The organism is Luteimonas sp. Soil_C_5, from assembly GCF_057656615.1.
In genome coordinates this window covers 841,381-860,802 of the sequence record NZ_JBDGKA010000001.1, presented here as the reverse complement: position 1 = coordinate 860,802, position 19,422 = coordinate 841,381, and the positions used below count along the sequence as shown (strand labels likewise).

Below are 19,422 nucleotides of genomic sequence, written 5' to 3'. Positions count from 1 at the left end.
CCAGCCGGTTCAGATCACGGCTTCGACGCAGTCGCGTCCGTTCGCCTTCGCTGCGTAGAGCGCACGATCGGCCACCGCGAAGGCCTGTTCGATGGTGTCGCCGCGTGTCGGCGAGAGCACGTGCACGCCGATGCTCGCAGTGACCCGGATGCGCAGGTCGTCGGAATGGCAGGGTTCGTCGGCGAGCGCATGGCGGATCGTTTCGGCGATCGCGGCTGCGCCTGCGAGATCCTGGCCGGGCAGTGCGGCGACGAATTCCTCGCCGCCGAAACGGGCGAGCAGGGCGTCGTGCGGACGCAGGCTGCGGCCGATGCGATGTGCGGCCCAGCGCAGGCAATCGTCGCCGACGAAATGACCGTAGCGGTCGTTGATCGATTTGAAATGGTCCAGGTCGATCATCATCAGCGCGAGCGGCGTGCTGCGCTGCCTGGACTGCGCCGACAGGTCCGCGAACGCCTCGTGGAACCAGGCGCGGTTGTAGAGACCGGTCAGACCGTCGCGGCGGCTGGAGTCGCGCAGGCGGGCGTGGGCCTCCTCGAGCTGCATCAGTGCACTGCGCACGTCCTGGGTGCGCTGGGCGACCTTCCGTTCCAGGCCCTGGTTGACCTCGGCGACGATGCGCTGGTTTTCGCTGCGCAGCGCGGCGTAGCGGTGGCCGAGCGCGACCGACAGCAGCAGCATCTCCAGCGCCGAACCGATCTGCACGCCGTACTCGGTGATGAAGGTCTTGGGCAGCATGCCGAAGGCCAGCAGGGTGAAGACGGCGGTGCCCAGCAGGAACATCGACCACGCCAGCAGCAACAGCTTGGCGGGCGTATAGCCGCGCTGCAGAACCACCACGGTGGCGATGACGATACCGATCACGCCCAGCAAGACCGCGCGCGAGGCGACCGGCGTGGAGATGCGCAGCGGCAGCCACACCGACGCCAGGCCGAACAGCACGAAGAACACGATCAGCGCCAGCAGCATCCGGTTGCCGGTCGGCCAGCGCCGGGGCAGTTCGAGGAAGGTGCGCGAGAACTGCAGCATCGCGATCAGGGCCAGACAGATCGAGATCGGCACCATGTGGTCGGCCATCCACGACGAGCCCGGCCACAGGTATTCGAAGCCCAGGCCGTTGAGCGTGAACAGCACCAGCCCGAACGCGGTGATGTGGCACAGGTACCAGAAGTAGCTGGCGTCGCGCAGCGACAGCCACAGCACCAGGTTGTAGAAGAACAGCGCCAGCAGGATGCCGTAGTACAGCCCGATCGCGAGCTGCGCATCGCGCGAGACCTCGGTGAACGCGGTCGGCGTATAGAGCTGCAGCGGCACCTGCATCGAACTCTGGCTCTCCACCCGCACCAGCAGGTCGACCGGGGTGCCGGCCGGCAGGTCGATCATGAAGTTGGGATGGCGATAGCGGATGCTGCGCGCGGAGAACGGGCGATGGTCGCCGCCGGCGTAGTCCACGATGCGGCCGTCGGGATACCGCACATGCACGTCGATACGGTCGCTGAGCGGGTATTCCTGCACCAGCAGCCAGCGCAGCGCATCGTCGTTGCGGTTGGCGACGCGGGCGTGGAACCAGAACGCGCCATGCTGGAATCCGAAGGTGTCGAGGCCACCCGGCAGAGGCGCCATGTCGCCGTCATCCACGCGGCGCCACGCGGCCTCGATCCCTTCGCTGCCGGTGGCATCGTGGTGGTAGCGCACGTGCGGCGACAGCGGTACCGCGCCGACGCCGGCGGGCAACTCGACCACCTCGGCCATCAGCGCGGCAGGCAGCAGGAGACAGGCGAGCAGCCCGAATGCCCACCGCCATCGCCCCCTACGGTTCGACGTCATGCCGCTGCCCCTGTGGAGAATCCCTGTTCCGCGCGTATCTGCATGTGCCTGCGACCGGTCCGTGGCCCTATCGAACGCAGCCAGCGTACGGCAGCGGCCAGCCGAAAGCACCTGCGCGCATAATCGACCGTCCATCGCATCTCCGGACCTCCGTATGCCGCTGCCGTACCGCTTCCGTCGCCCGATCTTCCCGCTGTGCCTTGCCGTGGTCTGCGCGGCCGGCGCACCGGCGCTGGCCTGCGATCGCGGGCAGGTGTTCGAGGATACGAACGGCAACGGTCGCCAGGACGCGGGCGAAGCGGGCGTGGCCGGCGTGCGGGTGTCGGACGGCACCCGGATCGTCGAAACCGACGCGCACGGGCGGTATTCCGGGCTGGACGGCCGGCGCGCCGTGGTCTTCGTCATCAAGCCGGCGGGCTACAGCGTCGCCCGCGACGGCGCACTGCCGGCGTTCTGGCGCGCCGCCGGCAGCCGGGGCGCGGCGTGCGATTTCGCGTTGCAGCCCTCTGCGCAGACGGGTCCGCTCGACATGCTGGTCTTCGCCGATCCCCAGGCGGGTCGCGAGGCGGAGGTCGACTACTACGCGCGCTCGGTGGTCGCCGCCGCGCGCGCCGTGCCCGCCGCGCTCGGCCTCACGCTCGGCGATGTCGGCAACGACGTGCCCGCGCTGTACCCCGCGATCAATGACGCCACCGCGCAGCTGGACGTGCCGTGGCTGCACGTGCCCGGCAATCACGATCTCGATTTCGAGGCCCGTGACGACCACGGCTCGACCGCGAGCTACCGCGCGGTCTACGGTCCGGAAACCTATGCCTGGGAAGAGGCCGGGGCCAGCGTGCTGATGCTCGACAACGTCATCTACCGGCCCGGCGAGCGTCCGGACTACGTCGGCGGATTGCGCGAGGACCAGTTCGCCTTCGTCGAGGCCTATCTTGCAGAGGCACCGACCGACCGCCTGCTGGTGGTGGGCGCGCATGTCCCGTGGTTCAACACCGCATCCGCCGGCGCGCCCGAGACCATGCGCAGCGCCGACCGCGCGCGTCTGTTCGCATTGCTGCAGCGTTTTCCGCACGTGCTGCTGCTCAGCGGACACCGGCACACCCAGCAGCATGTGATGCACGGGCCGGAGACCGGCTGGCATGGCGCGCAGCCGCTGCACGAGTACAACGTCGGCGCGGCCAGCGGCGCGTTCTGGAGCGGGGCGCCCGATGCCGCGGGAATTCCGGCCGCCACCATGGCCGATGGCACCCCCAACGGGTTTGCCAGCCTGCGCGTGGAATCCACGGACGATTACCGGCTGGCCTGGCATCCCGCACGGGTGCCGGCCGACGATGCCGCGACCACGCCGGCAATGGCCCTGCATGCACCGCGCGTACTGCGCCAGGGCGCGTATCCGGCCTGGGGCGTGTACGCCAACGTGTATATGGGCCGGGCCGACACCCGCGTCGAGTTCCGCGTGGGCGAGGGCGCGTGGTCGCCGATGCGCCGCGTCGAACGCCCCGATCCGCGGCTGCTGCTGGAGAACGCACGTGACGATCTGGCCGAGACGCTGCGTGGTCTGGACCGTTCGCCGGAAGCCACGCCGTCGATGCATCTGTGGCGCGGCGCGCTGCCGACCGATCGCGAAGTGGGCGAACACGGCGTCGAAGTGCGCGTGTTCGATGCCTGGCAGGGTGAGCAGCGCGCACGCACGACCTATCGCCTCGACCGTTTCGACGACGCCGGGTCCAGATGATGTACACGGCGTCGCCCGACGGTCTGCCGGTCCAGGCGTTCGCCGACGCCGCGGCGTGGGAAACGTGGCTGCTCGCGCATGCGGATGCTGCGGGCCTGTGGTTGAAGATCGCCAAGCAGGGCAATGCGACGCCGTCGGTGACCTATGCGCAGGCGCTTGACGTCGCGCTGTGTCACGGCTGGATCGACGGCCAGAAGCGCGGCTTCGACGACGCCTGGTTTCTGCAGCGCTTCACGCCGCGGCGCGCGCGCAGCCTGTGGTCGACGCGGAACGTCGCGCATGTCGAGCGTCTGCAGGCGGCTGGCCGGATCGGACCCGCGGGCCGACGCGAGATCGAGGCGGCGCAGGCGGATGGGCGCTGGACCGCCGCTTATGCGGGGTCGGCGTCGATGACACCACCGGAGGAACTTGCGGATGCGCTGACGGCCACGCCGGGTGCGCAGGCCGCGTTCGATGCCCTGGACCGTACCCGGCGCTATGCGGCGTGCTTCCGGGTCGCGACGCTGAAGACCGCGGCCGGCCGTGTGCGTCGCGCGCAGGCGCTGGCGGAGATGATCGCGCGCGGCGAATTCCTGCGCGACTGACGCCTGCGGATTCGCGGGCAACAAAAAACCCGCACATGGCGGGCTCTTCGAAGATGACCGGCTGGCGCGCGATGGCTGGCAGGCGGGTCATGTGCGTGGCTGGCTGGCGTTGGCTGGCTGGCGACGCGGGGCGATTTTAGCGGGACGCCGCCGGGTCATGACGAAACGAGAATCACTCCCGGAACAGCGCTGCCTTTCGGATGTTGGAGCGCTCGCGTGGCGGGGTGTCCCTGGAAAGCATGACCACGCGCAAGCGCGCTTCTGCAAGGAATGCGGCGAATGCATGCATGCCGTCGGCGCGCAGCGTTCATCGGGATGGCGACACCGCGGATGCTGGAACTTCCGGCGGGGCCGGAGTGGCAGGAGCGCGCTTGGGCGCGACGCGGCGCTCCCGGAACGCGCCATCGCGCAGTCGCATGCGCCCGCCGACGGGCAATGCCGTCGCCGCATGTCTGCCGCCTGCGCTCAAGGCGCGATCGGGTAGGGATACACGGCAGGGGCAGGATCGGCCGGCAGCGTGGCCTGCCAGCGCGACAGTGTCTGGCCGATGCGCGCGCCGGCGGCGATCTGCGGACCGGAGCGTTCGTAGCCGAGCTTGCGTTCGCGCTGTTTGATCGCGCGCGCGGCAAAGCGGTAGGCGTTCGCGAAATCGCGATCAGCGTTGAGGCCGTCGAGCAGCCAGGCGTGGCCGAAGAAGGTGATCGTCGATTCGCTGCCGCAGCCGAACGACGGTCGATCGGGACGTGCCGCGGTGAGCACCAGCGTGTCGGGATCCTTGAGCGCGGGCACGAAACCGCCCGAGTAGCAGGCCGAGATCACGACGACGCGATTCACGATGCCGGAGGCGTCGAGCGCCGCGCGCAATGCGTCGGGCGTGATCGTGTCCTCGCTGCCGTCGGGCAGCGCCAGTCCGAGTGCGTGATCGGGCGAGCCGTGCATCGTCAGATACAGCAGCAGCACGTCGCGCTCGCGGTCCATGTGCGCGCCGAGTGCTGAGAGCACATGCCGCAGGTTCGGCACGGTCGCGAGTGGCGTGCCCGCGCCCTTGAGGCTGTCGATGTGGTTGACCAGCGCGAGTGCACGCGCGCCTGCGCCGAGGCGCGGCGCCACCCGCTCGGTCAGAAAACGCACCTCGTTGCGGAACACGTCCTCGCCGGCATCGCCGGCCACACCGACGACGTACAGCGCCGGGGCATCGCCTGTGCCGGATGGCATCGCCGCGACCGAAGCATCGATCAGCGCGTGGTCACGCGTCGCCAGCGGTTGGGTCGCCTGTAACGGCGCACAGACGAGCAGGCACAGCAACGCCGTCGTCTGTAGAAATTGTTGAAGCATGGGCCGACCGGGCGCCGGCCGCATGTCAGCGGATCGCGTCGATCTGGTCGAACGTGGTGACGCGCGTATGACCGTTCGCGGCGGTCGCGTCGCGCGGCTGCGGATAATCGTCGAGACGGTCGATCAGTACGGTGCGCATGCCGGTATCACGCGCGGCGTCGAGTTCCGCGACCACGTCCGACAGGAACAGGATCTCCGCCGGCGCCGCGTCGAGCGCATCGGCGATGCGCGCATAGCTCTCCGCCTCGCGCTTGCCGCCGACCTCGGTGTCGAACCAGTCCGAGATCAGTCCGGTCAGATCGCCGGCGTCGCTGTGGCCGAAGAACAGTTTCTGCGCGGGGACCGAGCCGGAGGAATACACCGCCAGCGTTTCGCCATCCGCATGCCAGCGGCGCAGCGCGTCGGCGGCGTCGGGATAGATGTGCGCGGTGAAGTCGGCGTCCTGGTAACCGGCCGACCAGATCATGCCCTGCAGCGCCTTGAGCGCGGTGTGCTTGCGGTCGGCGTCGATCCAGCCCTGCAGCGTCTCGACGATCACCTTGTCGTCGCAGATCGCACCATGTTCGGTCCCGACCACGTCGAGCCAGCGGCGCACTTCGGGATCATCGCGATGCGCAGCGACGAAGCCGGGCAGGGCGCGGCGCGCATAGGGAAACAGCACGTCCTTGACGAACGAGATGCTGCTGGTGGTGCCTTCGATGTCGGTCAGGATCATCCGCGCGTCAGCCGGTGGTCGGGGGCGTTGAAGTGTAAGGCGTCGGGTGCGGAGATGCCTTGCAGAGTGCTTCGTCCCGGGGGCTCGGCGCTCCGGGAACACGCAGCCCTCCACACCCGTCATTCCCGCGAAGGCGGGAATCCAGTGCCTCTCGCGGTCGTCGACGGCCACGCGCCAGGCGTATTTGAAACAGAACTCGGTACGGAAACACGGATCGAGTGTGCGGGCCCGTCTTGCGGACACGACGGCGCTGGATTCCCGCCTGCGCGGGAATGACGGTTGAGCGTGAACTTCGCTTCCGCAGCGCCGGCACGCCAGCGCAGTGCGTCAGCTAGACCTCACCCTCAGCGCGAACCCGGCTCGTAACGCGGAAACTTCTGCGCGATGTCCGAGCCGGTGAAATGGCCGATCCAGCCGTCCGGCTGCTCGAAGAAGCGGATCGCGACGAAGCGTGGCTCGCTGCCCATGTCGAACCAGTGGGTCACACCGTCGGGCACGCCGATCAGATCGTCCTTGACGCATTCGATCTCGTAGACCTTGCCCTCGACGTGCAGGGTGAACAGGCCCGAGCCGTCGACGAAGAAGCGCACCTCGTCTTCCTTGTGGAAGTGTTCGTCGAGGAACTTGGCGCGCAGTTCTTCGCGCTTCGGGTTGTCGGGCGCGATGCTGATGACGTCGACGGACTTGAAGCCGCGTTCGGCGCTGATGCGGTCGATGTCGGCTTTGTAGGCAGCGATGACCTCGTCCTGCGAGGCGCCGGCGCCCACCGGCTTGGCGGCCTGCCAGCGCTCGAAGGTGACGCCGATCGTCTGCAGTTCGCGGGCGATAGCGTCGCCGTCGCGGCTGTCGAACAGCGGCGTGTCGGGGGCGGTGGCATCGAAAATGCGGAGGCGGCTCATGGCGGTCTGGCTCGGCGCGTGGCGGGCCGTCCAGCCTAGCAAAGCCGCATGTCCGCAACGTTGACCGCGGCGGAACGCCGTCGTTCCACCGCTGGTGCGGCCAGAGGCCTCAGTGCGACGCGCGAAGGCGGCGCAGTTCGAGTTCGCAGTGCAGCAGGAACTCGAAGGCTTCCAGATGGCGGCGCGCTTCGGCCATGTCGCGGCCCCAGGCATAAAGGCCGTGGCCGTCGATCAGATAGCCCCACATCGGGCCGGCGTCGAGCAGCGACTCGACCTGCGCCGAGAGCACGGTCATGTCCTGGCTGTTCGGCAGCACCGGCACGTCGACCGCCATCTCGTGCGTACTGTTGCCGGCGAAGGCCTTCAGCAGCTCGTAGCCTTCCAGACGCACGTGGCCGGCGTCGGCGAACAGGCGCGAGGCGATGGTCTGGGTCGGCGAATGCGTGTGCAGGATGCAGCCGATCTCCGGGAACCGGCGATACAGCTGGGTATGCAGCAGGGTTTCGGCAGACGGACGGTGCTCGCTGCCGACGGCGCGGCCTTCGAAGTCGACGACCATGATGTCGTCTTCCTTCAGCTTGCCCTTGTCGCGGCCGGAGACGGTGATCGCGGCGTGGCGATCATCGAGGCGTCGCGAGAAGTTGCTGCTGGTGGCGGGCGTCCAGCCGGACTGGGCGAGTTCGCGGATGTTGACGATCAGCTCGCCGGCGAGTTCGCGCAGGTGGTGGAGGTCGTAGGGCGTGGGCGTATCGGACATGGCGCGGATTCTAGCGTGCCCGTGTGGCGTCAGCGTTTGCCGCGCCAGGATGGCGGTTCGCCCTTCAGTGCGCAGATCGTGACCAGCAGCGCGGTGGCCACCGCGACGCAGATGCCGAAGGGCAGCGGCGCGTCGCCCGGCGGGAAGCGTGCGGCGCAGCCGATCAGCGTGCCGACGTAGACCAGCAGCACCACCCAGCCCTGCCAGCGCCGCGGCAGCCCCCAGCCGTAGCCGAACGTCTTGGCTTGAAACCAGTAGTCGTCGCGCCGGTCACTCATGGCGCGGGCGGCGCGTCGCGACGGCGCGATGAAAAGCCGCGATACGCGGCCCAGGCCAGCAGCGCGATGATTGCCGCGCCCATCAGCGTGTCGATCGGCGTCGACCACACCAGCAGGCCGCAGGCGATCAGCGCGCCCATGCCGAGCAGGCGTTCGCGTCGCCCGGCCGGATGCTGGCGGTTGCCGAGCATCAGACTCAGACCGGCGGCGGCGTAGGCCATGACCACGAGGGTCACCGCCATGTTGATGATGGTTTCGAACTGGCTGCCGACGGTGTCGGTCACGGTGATGAACGCGATCAGCGTCATCGACGACACCACGATCAGCAGGCCGGGCCCGGCGGCGCCGTTCTTCAGCAGGCGTCCGAAGACCGCCGGCAGGAAACCGCGCTGCGCGGCGCGTGCGCCGGATTCGCCGGTGACCAGCATCCAGCCACCCAGCGTGCCGGTGGCCTTGAGCGCGGCAGCCGCGGCGATGACCGGAATCGCCCAGACGCCGAACATCTGCCCGGCGACGAGGGCGAACGGCGCGCTGGACGTCGCGAGTTCGTCGACCGGCACGATGCCCATCATCAGCACCGACGAGACCATGTAGACCACGCCGGCGAGCAGGATGCCGCCGAGCGTCGCGATCGGCACGTTGCGTTCGGGATTGCGCACGACGCCGGCCACCATCGCGCCGGTCTCCAGACCGATGAATGCCCAGAACACCGTCGCCAGCGAACCGATCGCCACGGCCGCATCCGACTGGCCGCTGACGTTCCAGCCGGCGCGGTAGATGCCCGGATCGAAATGGGCCCAGCCGGCGATCAGGATCGCCGCGACCGGCAGCAGACCGAACACCACGCAGAACGACTGGAAGCGCGCGATGTTGCGCGGGCCGAGCAGATTCAGCGCGAACATTGCCCAGATCAGCAGCACCTGTCCGGCGAGCTGCAGGCCCGGCGTCTCGTTGAACGGCAGCAGGATCACCAGATAGCCGACCGCGGCGACCGCGATCGCGTTGTTGCCGATCCATGACGACAGCCAGTACAGCGTGGTCGCCAGGAAGCCCATGTCGCGGCCGAGGCTCGGACGGATGTAGTCGTCCGGCGAGTTGAGATCCGGGTACTGGCGCGCGAGCCGCGCGAACGCGCCACCCAGTGCGACCGCCAGCAGGGTGCCGATCAGCCACGAGAACACGGTCACCGCGCCCGAGCGCGCGAGCGTGGCCGGCAGCAGGAAGAAGCCGGAACCGATCATGTTGTTGGCGACCATGAAGGTCGCCAGCACAGGGCCGATCTTCTTGGCCGTGGAAGTCGTGGACATCGTGCGATCCGCGTGGAGGGCGGCGCGCGCGGCCGCAGGTCGGGAGGCTCTATGGACGCACGGCCCGCGCTAGGCGGGCCGTGCGTCTGGATCGGATCAGCGCGGCGGCTGTTGCTGCCGCAGCTTGCTGTGCTTGTAGCCGTAGAGGAAGTAGATGCTGAAGCCGATGATCGTCCAGATCAGCAGCACCATCCAGTTCAGCAGCGGCATCGTCGCGACCAGACCCAGGCAGGCCAGCACGCCGAGGGTGCCGACCAGGAACACGGCCGGCACGCGGAAGGGGCGGTGCAGGTTCGGCTGCGTACGACGCAGCACCATCACGCCCAGGCACACGGTGGCGAACGCGACCAGGGTGCCCATCGACACCACGTCGCCGAGCAGCTGGATCGGCAGGAACGCCGCCATCACCGCCGCGACCAGCGCGACCAGCACGGTGCCCTTGTGCGGCGTGCGGTAGCGCTTGTGGATCGCGCCGAAGAAGCGAGGCAGCAGGCCGTCCTGCGCCATCGAGAAGAAGATGCGCGGCTGGCCCATCAGCATCACCAGGATCACCGTGGTCAGGCCGGCGATCGCGCCGATCTCGACCAGCGTCTTCAGCCACAACAGGCTCGGATACGCCTCGAGCGCGGTCGCCACCGGCTTCGCCGTGCCCAGCGTGGTGTACGGCACCATGCCGGTCAGCACCGCGGACACCGCGATGTAGATCAGCGTGCACAGGAACAGCGAACCGAGGATGCCGATCGGCATGTCGCGCTGCGGATTCTTGACCTCCTGCGCCGCGGTCGAGACCGCGTCGAAGCCGATGTAGGCGAAGAACACGATGGAGGCGCCGCGCAGCACGCCTTCCCAGCCGAAGCGGTCGCCGCCCTGGTTTTCCGGGATGAAGGGGAGCCAGTTTTCGGCGTTCACGTACTGCGCGCCGAAGGCCAGCAGCAGCAGGATCACCAGCACCTTGATCGACACGATGATCGCGTTGGCGGTCGCCGACTGGGTGATGCCCACGTAGCAGAGGATGCCCACCGCGCCGATGATCAGCACCGCAGGCAGGTTGAACAGCGCGCCGGTGGTGACGAACTTGCCGAACTCGCACGCGCCGGCCACGGCCGCTTCATGCGTACAGAAGTTGATCGGCGCCTGGGTCAGTGCCGCAGGCAGATGCACGCCCAGACTGTCGAGGAAACTGACCGTATACCCCGACCAGCCCACCGCGACGGTCGAGGCGGCGAACAGATACTCGAGCACCAGACTCCAGCCGACGAACCAGGCCAGCGCCTCGCCCAGCGTCGCGTAGGTGTAGCTGTAGGCGCTGCCCGAGGCCGGGATCATCGCCGCGAATTCCGCGTAGCACAGGCCCGCCATCGCACAGGCGAAGCCGGCGATGACGAAGCTCAGCATGATCGCCGGGCCGGCGTGGTTGGCCGCCGCGGTCCCGGTAATGACGAAGATGCCCGCGCCGATGACTGCGCCGAGACCCAGCATCACCAGATGCTTGGCGGTCAGCGTGCGCTTGAAGCCGACTTCGCCGCCGAGGCCGCCCTCGACCGGCTCGCCCGCATCGACATGCGGTTGCGCCGCAATCGGCTTGGTAATCATCAGGTTCTTGAGCATCGGTGTCCCCGGTTGGTCGTTCGGCGCCGCATACGGATGGCCGCACAGACGTTCCGTCGTCTCCCCGCGGCCGCGCGGCAATCGCCCTACCATGCCAAACGCAGCGTTCCGGCACAAGCAACGGCGCACTGCTTGAACGTGTGGATGCGAAAGACGATCCTGCGCCTCCCGTCACGCCTCAATGCAGCAAATTTACCGATGTCGAACCCCGATGCATCTGCTGTCGAATCCGCCGCCGGCGCAGCGCCCGGCATCGAGCCACTGCAGCGTGCGTTCGCCGATTTCGGCGTGCGGCATCCCGCGCAGCAGACGCTGGCGGCCGCATTCAGCGCGCTGCTGGGCGATGCTGAAGATCCTTTCGAGCGTGCACGTCTCGCGGGCCATTTCACCGCCTCGGCGTTCGTCGTCAGCGGCGACGGCGCGCGGACGCTGCTGACCCACCACCGCAAACTCGGCATGTGGCTGCAGCCGGGCGGGCACGCGGATGGCGACCGCGATCTCGCGCGTGTGGCCCTGCGTGAGACCGAGGAGGAAACCGGCCTGCAAGGCGTGCGCGTCGAGTCGTCGATCTTCGATCTGGACCGCCACTGGATCCCGGAGCACAAGGGCGTTCCCGGACACTGGCACTACGACGTGCGCTACCTGGTCCATGCGGGCGCCGACGAGACGTTCCTGGTCAGCGAGGAATCCCACGCGCTGGCGTGGCAGCCGATCGCGGCGATGGTCGACGACGGCGCCTATGACGCGTCGTTGCGGCGTATGGCGGTGCGATGGCTCGAGGGCGTGTGATTGGGGATTGGTGATTGGTGATTCGAAAGAGCGGCTCGCCGACGGTCGATCAGCGCATCTGCGCTGTCGGATGACGCGCGGCTGATAACGCCCGCCAGCGCATGCGCGTGCTTCGATTGACCGCGCACCGGCCGCGAGACTTCAGGAACGTCGAGTCGCAAAAACCGCATCCCGCAAGCTGCAAAGCTGCGTGGCGCCCCGGCTTTCCCGAATCCCGAATCCCGCCCCCCCAATCCCCGCTAGTAAAGCACCCGCGTCCGCAGGGTGCCTTCGATCTTCGTCAGTTCGCTGCGCAGGTGCGCGGCCTGCGCCTCGCTGGCGGCGACGTCGATGACCACGTAACCCACATTGGCGTTCGTGCGCAGGTACTGGCCGTCGATGTTGATCGACTCGCGCGAGAACACCTCGTTGATCTTCGACAGCACGCCCGGCACATTGCGGTGCAGGTGCAGCAGGCGGTGGCTGCCGACGTGTTCGGGCAGGGTGACCTCGGGGAAGTTGACCGCCGACAGGGTGCTGCCGTTGTCGCTGTAGCGCACCAGCTTGGCCGCGACCTCGATGCCGATGTTGTCCTGCGCTTCCAGCGTACTGCCGCCGACGTGCGGAGTCAGCAGCACATTGTCGTGGCCCAGCAGCGGCGAGACGAAGGCGTCGTCGTTGCCCTTGGGCTCGACCGGGAACACGTCGATCGCCGCGCCGCCGACCTGGCCGCTGCGCAGCGCATCATCAAGCGCGTCGATGTCGACGACGGTGCCGCGCGAGGCGTTGATCAGGTGCGCGCCCGGCTTCATGGCCGCGAGTTCGTCCGCGCCGAACATCAGCCTGGTGGCCGGCGTTTCCGGCACGTGCAGGGTGACCACGTCGCTGCGCGCGAGCAGATCCTCGAGGCTCGCCGCGCTGCGCGCATTGCCCAGCGACAGCTTCGTCTCGATGTCGTGGAAGAGCACCTGCATGCCCAGCGATTCGGCCAGCACGCCGACCTGTGTGCCGATGTGGCCGTAGCCGACGATACCGAGCGTCTTGCCGCGCGCTTCGTGGCTGCCCAGCGCGGACTTGCTCCAGCCGCCGCGATGGCACTGGGCGTTCTTCCGCGGAATCCCCCGCAGCAGCATGATCGCCTCGGCGACCACCAGCTCGGCCACGCTGCGGGTGTTGGAGTAGGGCGCATTGAACACCGGGATGCCGGCGCGTTCGGCCGCGTCCAGATCCACCTGGTTGGTGCCGATGCAGAAGCAGCCGATCGCCATCAGCCGGCGGGCATCGCCCAGCACCTCGGCGGTGAGTTCGGTGCGTGAGCGGATACCGACGATGTGCGCATCGGCGATGCGGGCGCGCAGTTCGTCCTCGGGCAGGGACTTGGGATGCACGTCGATCTGCGTGTAGCCGGCGTCCTTGAACACGTCGACCGCGCTCTGGCTCACGCCTTCGAGCAGCAGGACGCGGATGTCGCCCTTGGGGAACGAAGTCTTCATCGGTGCACGGGGCCTGCGAGGGGGCGCCACATGGTGCCAGAACCGCGCGCGCCCCGCGGCCGGACGCTGGACGCGGGCAGGGGCGGCTGGCAGGCTGACCACCCCCTGCTTCCCGGCGCTGCCCCGCATGTCCGACGCCCGTATTTCCAGCCTGCAGACCGCCGTGCCGGCATTGCAGCTGCTGACCGATCCGGCCGATCTGGCGCATTACGGCGTCGACTGGACCCGGCGCTGGACGCCCGCGCCGCTGGCGATCGCGCTGCCGGCCGACGTCGCCCAGGTGCAGGCGGTCATGCGCTGGGCGTATGCCGAGGGTGTCGCGGTGGTGCCCTCGGGCGGACGCACCGGTCTGTCGGGCGGTGCGGTCGCGGCGAACGGCGAGCTGGTGCTCAGCCTGCAGAAGCTGAACAAGGTCATTGGTTTCGAGCCCGTCGACCGCCTGCTGCAGGTGCAGGCCGGCATCGCGCTGGAAGCCGTGCACGAGGCGGCGCGCGCGCAGGACCTGCAGTACCCGGTGGATTTCGCCGCGCGCGGTTCGTGTTCGATCGGCGGCAACATCGCCACCAATGCCGGCGGCATCCGCGTCGTGCGCTACGGCAACACCCGCGAATGGGTCGCCGGCGTCAAGCTGGTCACCGGCACCGGTGAACTGCTCGATCTCAACCGCGGCCTGGTCAAGAACTCCAGCGGCTACGACCTGCGGCATCTGGCGGTCGCGTCCGAAGGCACGCTCGGGGTCATCGTCGAGGCCACGTTGCGCCTGGCCGAGCCCGCGCCCGCCACGCGGGTGATGCTGCTCGCGCTGCCCTCGTTCGACGTGCTGATGCAGGTGTTCCAGTCGCTGCGCGGCCGCCTCGGGCTGGAAGCCTTCGAGTTCTTCACCGACCGCGCGCTGCACCACGTTGTCGCGCATGGCGCGCAGCCGCCGTTCGACACCGCGTATCCGTTCTACGTGGTCGCTGAGTTCGCCAGCGAAGGCGAGGCGGGCGAGGTCGCGCTGCTGTCGGCATTCGAGCACTGCGTGGAGCAGGGCTGGGTGGAGGACGGCGTGATCAGCCACGGCGACACGCAGGCCGCGCAGTTGTGGCGCCTGCGCGAAGGCATCACCGAAAGCCTTGCGCCCTACGTGCCGTACAAGAACGACGTCTCGGTGCGGGTGTCGGCGATGCCGGCGTTCCTGGCCGAAACGCAGGCGCTGCTGGCAACGGAATATCCGCAGTTCGACGTGGTCTGGTTCGGCCACATCGGCGACGGCAATCTGCACATCAACGTGCTCAAGCCGGAGGCGATGGCGAACGCCGACTTCGTGGTCGAGTGCGAGCGCGTGACCAAGCTGCTGGCGGCCACGCTGGAACGCCATGGCGGCAGCATCTCGGCCGAGCACGGCATCGGCCTGGTCAAGAAGCCCTATCTGCGCTCGACCCGCAGCGATGCGGAAATCGCGGTGATGCGGGGCATCAAGGCGGCACTCGATCCGGCCGGCATCCTGAATCCGGGCAAGCTGTTCGACCCCTGATCGGTGCTCGACATCGGGCGGTGGGGCGTGAGCGTCGTGTAAAGTCGATCGCCCCGTCCGGAGATTCGCGATGTCCCGTCTGTTGCTGGCCTGCACCCTGATCGTCCTGTCGTCGTCGGCCTTCGCCGGCAGTTTCGGCGGCACCACCGGTGGCGCGTCTGCGGCGGGCTCGTCGGCCTCCAGCGGCAGCAGCTCGGGCAACGACAAGGTCGTCGTCCAGGCCCGCGAGGACGCGGCCAGCTTCGTCGCCAGCGACGGGCGCATCCGCGGCGTGCAGTTGGAAGCCGCGCTGCGCCATCTGCGCGCCTCCAGCGAATCCGCACGTGCGGCCAGCGATCTGCAGCTCGCGCAGGCGATCCTCGCGCAGTAAGCGCGGGTCGCGGCTGGACGCAATCGGGAGCGCCAAGGTGCGTATCGCTGCCCGGCGTCGGTGCGTCACCGCGGATCATCGGTCGTTCGCTGGAGGCTGCATCCGCAGACGCACGCGTCTGTTGTTCGCGCACGGCCGCGTCCGCAGACGAACGCCGCGGCGCGCGCTTGGGCGATTGGCAAGCCAGCGATTGCACGCGCGATGAAGGCGCGGCGCCTGTCCGTCCGCGTTGCCACCGCACTGCTGCTGGCAGGCGTGGCCTGCAATGCCGCTGCGTCCTGGACCTGGCGCCTCGACGCGGATGCGGCCGGACTCGACGCCGCACAGAGCGCTGCCGCCGCACACGTGCTCGATGCCGCGATGGCCGCGCTGCCGCCCGCATGGCGCGCGGCCGATGGTCTCGATGTCCGCGTGCAATGGCGCGATGACCTGCGCGCCGACGTGCACGGCCACTCCCGCGGCGATCGCGTGCTGCTGCGGCGCGCGCTGCTCGATGACTGGATCGGCGCCGGCGCCGATGCACCGGATGCGCACCCGGCGAGGCGCGCGGCGCTCGCGGCCGCGCTGCACGAGTTCTCGCATCGCTACGACCGCTCGCCGCACGGCGGCCTGTCGCGGGATCCGCGCTTGCGCGATCTGGCGGGCTGGCCGGTGCGGCCGCTGCGCTTCGGTCTGCGCGAGCGCGACAACGCGATGTCCGATCGCAGTCCGGATGCCTACGAGCTGACGTCGCCGGCCGAATTCGTCGCGGTCAACCTCGAACACTTCCTGCTCGATCCCGAATACGCCTGCCGTCGTCCGGCGCTGCACGGCTATTTTTCGGCGCACTTCGGCTGGGCGCCCGCCACCGCGGCGTGCGATCCCGCGCTGCCGTTCGTCGAGGCCGAGCAGGCGGGCGACACCGATACCGACCCGCCGTTGCTCGACCTCGATCCCGCCCGCGTGTACGCCGTCGAGTATCTGCTGGCCGAGGGCAACGCCCGGCCGATGAGCCGCTGGGGCCACAGCATGTTGCGGCTGGTGATCTGTGCGCCCGGACGCGCGCCCGGGCCGGACTGCCGCTTCGATCTCGCCCATCACCGCGTGCTGTCGTTCCGCGCCTTCGTCGACGACGTGCAGATCTCCAGCCTGCGCGGCCTCAGTGGGCGCTATCCCTCGCGGCTCTTCGTGCTGCCACTCGACCAGGTGGTCGAGGAATACACCAGGCTGGAACTGCGCGGCCTGCAGTCGATCCCGCTGCGCCTGTCGCCGGACGAGATCGCGGACCTGTTGATCCGGGCGGCCACGCTGCACTGGAGCTACGACGGCCGCTATTACTTCATCGGCAACAACTGTGCGGTGGAGACCTGGAAGCTGCTGCAGACGGGCGTGCCCCGCCTGGGCGCTGCGCGACTGCGCAGCATCACGCCCAATGGCCTGCTGCGCCGCCTGGTGCGCCACGACATGGCCGAAGCGGGGGTGCTGGACGACCCGGCGGCGGCGCTGCGCGATGGTTACTACTTCGCGCCTGCCAACCGCGAGTACCAGGCACTGTACGACGTGGCCCGCGCGTCGCTCGATCTTCCCGATGCGCGCGTCGAACACTGGCTGGATCGCGCGCCGGACACCCGCACGCAGTGGCTCGCGGACGGCGACCAGCGGGCCAGCGCGGCCCTGCTGCTGCTGGAGCAGGCGGCGCTGCGCCGCGAAGAGCTGCGACTGCGCGACGTGCTGAAACGTCGCTATCTGCGCGGAGATGTCGCACTGGCTGGCGATGCCGGCAGCCCGGTCGAGACGCTGCGTGCGATGCGCATTGCCGGCGATGCCCTGAGCCGGCCAGCGCTGTTGTTGGACGAACCGGCCGGCTACGGACTGCCGCAGGCAGGCGAGCGCGAGACGATCCGCGTCGACAGTCACGATCGCGTGCAGCGCATGCGCGGCCTGGCCCGTCAGCTGGAAGGCCAGGCCCGCGCGGCGTTGTCACCGGCGCAGCGCCACGTCCTGGAGACCGGTGAGGCCAACATCGCACTGCTGGGCGACCGTCTTCGTACGCTGCACCGGGCGCAAGACGGGTTCGTGCTGCCGGCGCCGTCGGACACGCGATAAGGCGGCGCGTCGCACCATCGCGTCGCACGATCGACCAGATGTGACCGCGCGAGCGGTCATCACACTGCAGCGCACCAGCCGGGCCTGCGGGCGTTGACGAAAAGCGCGCAGACGTAACCGCGGATTGCGCAGCGCTCATGTCGATGCGCGGCGGACCGGTACAGGCCCGCCGCCTGCGGCCTCAGTCCGCGCGACCGCCGAACTCGCCGGTGGTCGTGTTGACCCACACGCGCTCGCCGTTGGTGATGTACTCGGGCACCTGGATCTCGATGCCGGTGTTGAGCATCGCCGGCTTCGGGCGCTTGGTCGCGGTGCCGCCCTTGAGCTCGGGCGGGGTGTCGACGACTTCCAGCACCACGCTCTGCGGCAGCTGCACGCCGACCGGGGCGTCGTCGATGACCTGCACGAACAGGCCGTTCAGGCCGTCGGTGATGTAACCCGCGCCGTCGCCGACCACGTTCGCGTCCAGCGTGTACTGGGTGAAATCCTCGTCGTCCATGAACACGAACGCGTCGCCGTCCTTGTACGAGAAGCTGGCCTGGCGGCGGGCGAGATCGACCTCGCGCAGTTCGTCGTCGCCGTCGAAGCTGGCGTCGGTCTTGTTGCCGCCGGGCACGCTGTACATCGTGAAGCGGAAGCGCACGTTGCCGCCGCGGCCCTGGGGCGAGCTGCGCTCGATGTCGCGCACCTGGTACACGCCACCGTTGTGTTCGACCACGTTTCCTTTCTTGACGTCGTAGGCTTTCATCGTTGTTCGCTGCTGGGTGGAGAAGAAGGGACCGGGGCGCTGCCGCCGGCGTCCGGGTTGCGGAGATGGAGCTGCAGGTGGGGATAGTCGATCACCGCGCCGCCGCGTTCGAGCACATCGGCGCCGATGACGCCGTCGACCGCCTGTTCGCCGCGCTGCAGGAACGCTGCATTGACGTGGTCCAGCGCGAGGAAATGCACGGTGAACGCCTCGTCGCGGTAGTCGCCGATGCGCAGGCGGTTGCCGGGCAGGGCGCTGATGTCGAGTCCGCTGCCGCCAGCGCCGGTCGCCTGGCCGCCGGCCACGACCTCGCGTCCCTCGTCGAAGCGCGACTGCGCGGCGCGGTCGATGACCGTGCGGCCTGCGCCGGTGTCGAGGATGAAGGTGCCCGGCACGCCGTTGACCAGCACGTCCACCGTCAGATGGCTGTCGCCGTGCCGCTTCATCGGCACCGCGCTGTAGCCCGCGGTGCCCAGCGCGGCCGCGGGACCGGTCGATGCCTTGCTCTGCGCGGACACGGGCAGACACGCACACACCGCCGCGAACGCGACGGCCGCGGTCGCGCGGACCAGACGCGTCCGGTGCATCACTTCGGCGCCAGACGGACCGCGCCGTCGAGACGGATGGTCTCGCCGTTAAGGTAGCGGTTGCCGAGGATGTAGGCGACGAGATCGGCGAATTCCTCCGGGCGTCCCAGACGCGAGGGGAACGGGATCGAGGCCGACAGCGACTGCTGCACCTCGTCCGACATGCCGTCGACCATCGGCGTCCAGAAGATGCCGGGCGCGATCGTGTTGACGCGGATGCCGAAGCGCGCGAGTTCGCGCGCCATCGGCAGCGTCATGCCGACCACGCCGCCCTTCGATGCCGAGTACGCGGCCTGGCCGATCTGGCCCTCGTAGGCCGCGACGGATGCGGTGTTCACGATCACGCCGCGCTCGCCGTCGTCGCCGGCGTCGTTGTGCTGCATCACCGCGGCAGCAGCCTTGGCGACGTTGAAGCTGCCGACCAGGTTGACCATGACCGTCGTGCTGAAGGTCGACAGCGGCATCGGCGCCTCGCGGCCGAGCACGCGGCCGGCGCCGAGGATGCCGGCGCAGTTGATCGCGGCGTTGAGTCCGCCGAGATACGCGCGCGCGGCATCGATGTTCGCGGCCACGCCGGCCTCGTCGGTGACGTCGGTACGGAAGAACCGCGCCGCGTCCGCGCCGAGGGTGTCGACGGCGGTGGCGCCGAGCGCATCGTTGACGTCGAACAGGGCGACCTTGCCGCCGCCGGCGACGATCTGCTGGGCGACGGCCAGGCCGAGGCCGGAGACGCCTCCGGTAACGACGGCGCGGACGGTTTCAGGGCGCATCTGCGGCTCCTTGGACGGAAACGCCAAGTTTAACCGGGCG

At 69.0% G+C, this 19,422-nt stretch carries 18 protein-coding genes; 6 read left to right on the top strand and 12 right to left on the bottom strand.

The genetic code is table 11. The features are described 5' to 3' along the window. Positions 1-9 precede the first annotated feature (9 nt). Positions 10-1,827 carry a sensor domain-containing diguanylate cyclase gene (locus tag AC3A5K_RS04165; RefSeq protein ID WP_487616234.1) on the bottom strand — a complete coding sequence of 606 codons (1,818 nt, stop codon included), beginning with the start codon at positions 1,825-1,827 and terminating at the stop codon, positions 10-12. Positions 1,828-1,981: 154 nt separating this feature from the next. Here AC3A5K_RS04165 and AC3A5K_RS04160 point away from each other — a divergent pair, with 154 nt between their 5' ends. Both AC3A5K_RS04160 and AC3A5K_RS04155 read left to right on the top strand, forming a co-directional pair. Further along, complete coding sequence (locus tag AC3A5K_RS04160) at positions 1,982-3,562, top strand: calcineurin-like phosphoesterase C-terminal domain-containing protein (protein WP_487616233.1); 1,581 nt, start codon at positions 1,982-1,984, stop codon at positions 3,560-3,562. Further along, positions 3,559-4,146, top strand: a complete 588-nt coding sequence (locus AC3A5K_RS04155) for a YdeI/OmpD-associated family protein (RefSeq protein WP_487616232.1) — start codon at positions 3,559-3,561, stop codon at positions 4,144-4,146. The genes AC3A5K_RS04160 and AC3A5K_RS04155 overlap by 4 nt, the downstream gene beginning before the upstream one ends. A gap of 465 nt (positions 4,147-4,611) precedes the next feature. Here AC3A5K_RS04155 and AC3A5K_RS04150 read toward each other — a convergent pair whose 3' ends face one another. From AC3A5K_RS04150 to AC3A5K_RS04120, 7 genes are all read right to left on the bottom strand, one after another. After that, positions 4,612-5,481 (bottom strand): C13 family peptidase, encoded by an 870-nt coding sequence (locus AC3A5K_RS04150; RefSeq protein ID WP_487616231.1) that lies wholly within the window; start codon positions 5,479-5,481, stop codon positions 4,612-4,614. A gap of 25 nt (positions 5,482-5,506) precedes the next feature. Beyond that, on the bottom strand, positions 5,507-6,196 hold the full coding sequence (gene mtnC, locus AC3A5K_RS04145) for an acireductone synthase (RefSeq protein WP_487616230.1): 690 nt from the start codon (positions 6,194-6,196) through the stop codon (positions 5,507-5,509). 344 nt (positions 6,197-6,540) lie between these two features. Continuing rightward, the gene (locus AC3A5K_RS04140) at positions 6,541-7,095 is read right to left on the bottom strand and encodes a 1,2-dihydroxy-3-keto-5-methylthiopentene dioxygenase (protein ID WP_332077037.1); all 555 of its coding nucleotides are present in this window, start codon (positions 7,093-7,095) and stop codon (positions 6,541-6,543) included. A 109-nt stretch (positions 7,096-7,204) separates the two neighbouring features. Next, positions 7,205-7,852: a methylthioribulose 1-phosphate dehydratase gene (locus AC3A5K_RS04135; RefSeq protein ID WP_487616229.1), complete on the bottom strand. Its 648-nt coding sequence runs from the start codon at positions 7,850-7,852 to the stop codon at positions 7,205-7,207. A 29-nt stretch (positions 7,853-7,881) separates the two neighbouring features. Beyond that, a complete protein-coding gene (locus AC3A5K_RS04130; RefSeq protein WP_487616228.1) occupies positions 7,882-8,130 on the bottom strand; it encodes a hypothetical protein in 249 nt (82 codons plus the stop codon). Beyond that, the gene (locus AC3A5K_RS04125; RefSeq protein ID WP_487616227.1) at positions 8,127-9,437 is read right to left on the bottom strand and encodes an amino acid permease; all 1,311 of its coding nucleotides are present in this window, start codon (positions 9,435-9,437) and stop codon (positions 8,127-8,129) included. Before AC3A5K_RS04125 ends, AC3A5K_RS04130 begins: the two co-directional genes overlap by 4 nt. A 96-nt stretch (positions 9,438-9,533) precedes the next feature. Next, positions 9,534-11,045 carry an amino acid permease gene (locus AC3A5K_RS04120; RefSeq protein ID WP_487616226.1) on the bottom strand — a complete coding sequence of 504 codons (1,512 nt, stop codon included), beginning with the start codon at positions 11,043-11,045 and terminating at the stop codon, positions 9,534-9,536. Positions 11,046-11,243: 198 nt separating this feature from the next. Here AC3A5K_RS04120 and AC3A5K_RS04115 point away from each other — a divergent pair, with 198 nt between their 5' ends. Further along, positions 11,244-11,834 (top strand): NUDIX hydrolase, encoded by a 591-nt coding sequence (locus AC3A5K_RS04115; protein ID WP_487616225.1) that lies wholly within the window; start codon positions 11,244-11,246, stop codon positions 11,832-11,834. Positions 11,835-12,073: 239 nt separating this feature from the next. Here AC3A5K_RS04115 and serA read toward each other — a convergent pair whose 3' ends face one another. Then, positions 12,074-13,306, bottom strand: coding sequence for a phosphoglycerate dehydrogenase (gene serA, locus AC3A5K_RS04110; protein ID WP_487616224.1), 1,233 nt, complete (start codon positions 13,304-13,306; stop codon positions 12,074-12,076). 127 nt (positions 13,307-13,433) lie between these two features. Between serA and AC3A5K_RS04105 the strand changes: the two genes are divergently transcribed. The 3 genes from AC3A5K_RS04105 to AC3A5K_RS04095 all read left to right on the top strand — a co-directional run bounded on the left by AC3A5K_RS04105 (position 13,434) and on the right by AC3A5K_RS04095 (position 17,277). Continuing rightward, a complete protein-coding gene (locus tag AC3A5K_RS04105) occupies positions 13,434-14,822 on the top strand; it encodes an FAD-binding oxidoreductase (RefSeq protein ID WP_487616223.1) in 1,389 nt (462 codons plus the stop codon). A gap of 70 nt (positions 14,823-14,892) precedes the next feature. After that, positions 14,893-15,192: a DUF2388 domain-containing protein gene (locus AC3A5K_RS04100; RefSeq protein ID WP_487616222.1), complete on the top strand. Its 300-nt coding sequence runs from the start codon at positions 14,893-14,895 to the stop codon at positions 15,190-15,192. 201 nt (positions 15,193-15,393) lie between these two features. Beyond that, positions 15,394-17,277, top strand: a complete 1,884-nt coding sequence (locus AC3A5K_RS04095; RefSeq protein ID WP_487616221.1) for a DUF7844 domain-containing protein — start codon at positions 15,394-15,396, stop codon at positions 17,275-17,277. 181 nt (positions 17,278-17,458) lie between these two features. On the opposite strand, the gene yeiP is transcribed toward AC3A5K_RS04095, so the two are convergent. The 3 genes from yeiP to AC3A5K_RS04080 are packed head-to-tail and all read right to left on the bottom strand — an operon-like array spanning position 17,459 to position 19,382. Continuing rightward, a complete protein-coding gene (gene yeiP, locus AC3A5K_RS04090) occupies positions 17,459-18,025 on the bottom strand; it encodes an elongation factor P-like protein YeiP (RefSeq protein WP_487616220.1) in 567 nt (188 codons plus the stop codon). After that, positions 18,022-18,612 (bottom strand): aspartyl protease family protein, encoded by a 591-nt coding sequence (locus tag AC3A5K_RS04085; RefSeq protein ID WP_487616219.1) that lies wholly within the window; start codon positions 18,610-18,612, stop codon positions 18,022-18,024. Before AC3A5K_RS04085 ends, yeiP begins: the two co-directional genes overlap by 4 nt. Continuing rightward, complete coding sequence (locus AC3A5K_RS04080) at positions 18,612-19,382, bottom strand: SDR family oxidoreductase (RefSeq protein ID WP_487616218.1); 771 nt, start codon at positions 19,380-19,382, stop codon at positions 18,612-18,614. Before AC3A5K_RS04080 ends, AC3A5K_RS04085 begins: the two co-directional genes overlap by 1 nt. Between the last annotated feature and the right edge of the window lie 40 nt (positions 19,383-19,422).

What these genes read in the sequence shown, in the direction of transcription:
- yeiP (WP_487616220.1), bottom strand. Translation starts at nt 18,025, where the DNA reads ATGAAAGCCTACGACGTCAAGAAAGGAAACGTGGTCGAACACAACGGT.
- serA (WP_487616224.1), bottom strand. Translation starts at nt 13,306, where the DNA reads ATGAAGACTTCGTTCCCCAAGGGCGACATCCGCGTCCTGCTGCTCGAA.
- AC3A5K_RS04140 (WP_332077037.1), bottom strand. Translation starts at nt 7,095, where the DNA reads ATGAGCCGCCTCCGCATTTTCGATGCCACCGCCCCCGACACGCCGCTG.
- AC3A5K_RS04130 (WP_487616228.1), bottom strand. Translation starts at nt 8,130, where the DNA reads ATGAGTGACCGGCGCGACGACTACTGGTTTCAAGCCAAGACGTTCGGC.
- AC3A5K_RS04135 (WP_487616229.1), bottom strand. Translation starts at nt 7,852, where the DNA reads ATGTCCGATACGCCCACGCCCTACGACCTCCACCACCTGCGCGAACTC.
- AC3A5K_RS04080 (WP_487616218.1), bottom strand. Translation starts at nt 19,382, where the DNA reads ATGCGCCCTGAAACCGTCCGCGCCGTCGTTACCGGAGGCGTCTCCGGC.
- AC3A5K_RS04150 (WP_487616231.1), bottom strand. Translation starts at nt 5,481, where the DNA reads ATGCTTCAACAATTTCTACAGACGACGGCGTTGCTGTGCCTGCTCGTC.
- AC3A5K_RS04160 (WP_487616233.1), top strand. Translation starts at nt 1,982, where the DNA reads ATGCCGCTGCCGTACCGCTTCCGTCGCCCGATCTTCCCGCTGTGCCTT.
- mtnC (WP_487616230.1), bottom strand. Translation starts at nt 6,196, where the DNA reads ATGATCCTGACCGACATCGAAGGCACCACCAGCAGCATCTCGTTCGTC.
- AC3A5K_RS04100 (WP_487616222.1), top strand. Translation starts at nt 14,893, where the DNA reads ATGTCCCGTCTGTTGCTGGCCTGCACCCTGATCGTCCTGTCGTCGTCG.
- AC3A5K_RS04115 (WP_487616225.1), top strand. Translation starts at nt 11,244, where the DNA reads ATGTCGAACCCCGATGCATCTGCTGTCGAATCCGCCGCCGGCGCAGCG.
- AC3A5K_RS04125 (WP_487616227.1), bottom strand. Translation starts at nt 9,437, where the DNA reads ATGTCCACGACTTCCACGGCCAAGAAGATCGGCCCTGTGCTGGCGACC.
- AC3A5K_RS04120 (WP_487616226.1), bottom strand. Translation starts at nt 11,045, where the DNA reads ATGCTCAAGAACCTGATGATTACCAAGCCGATTGCGGCGCAACCGCAT.
- AC3A5K_RS04155 (WP_487616232.1), top strand. Translation starts at nt 3,559, where the DNA reads ATGATGTACACGGCGTCGCCCGACGGTCTGCCGGTCCAGGCGTTCGCC.
- AC3A5K_RS04105 (WP_487616223.1), top strand. Translation starts at nt 13,434, where the DNA reads ATGTCCGACGCCCGTATTTCCAGCCTGCAGACCGCCGTGCCGGCATTG.
- AC3A5K_RS04085 (WP_487616219.1), bottom strand. Translation starts at nt 18,612, where the DNA reads ATGCACCGGACGCGTCTGGTCCGCGCGACCGCGGCCGTCGCGTTCGCG.
- AC3A5K_RS04165 (WP_487616234.1), bottom strand. Translation starts at nt 1,827, where the DNA reads ATGACGTCGAACCGTAGGGGGCGATGGCGGTGGGCATTCGGGCTGCTC.
- AC3A5K_RS04095 (WP_487616221.1), top strand. Translation starts at nt 15,394, where the DNA reads ATGAAGGCGCGGCGCCTGTCCGTCCGCGTTGCCACCGCACTGCTGCTG.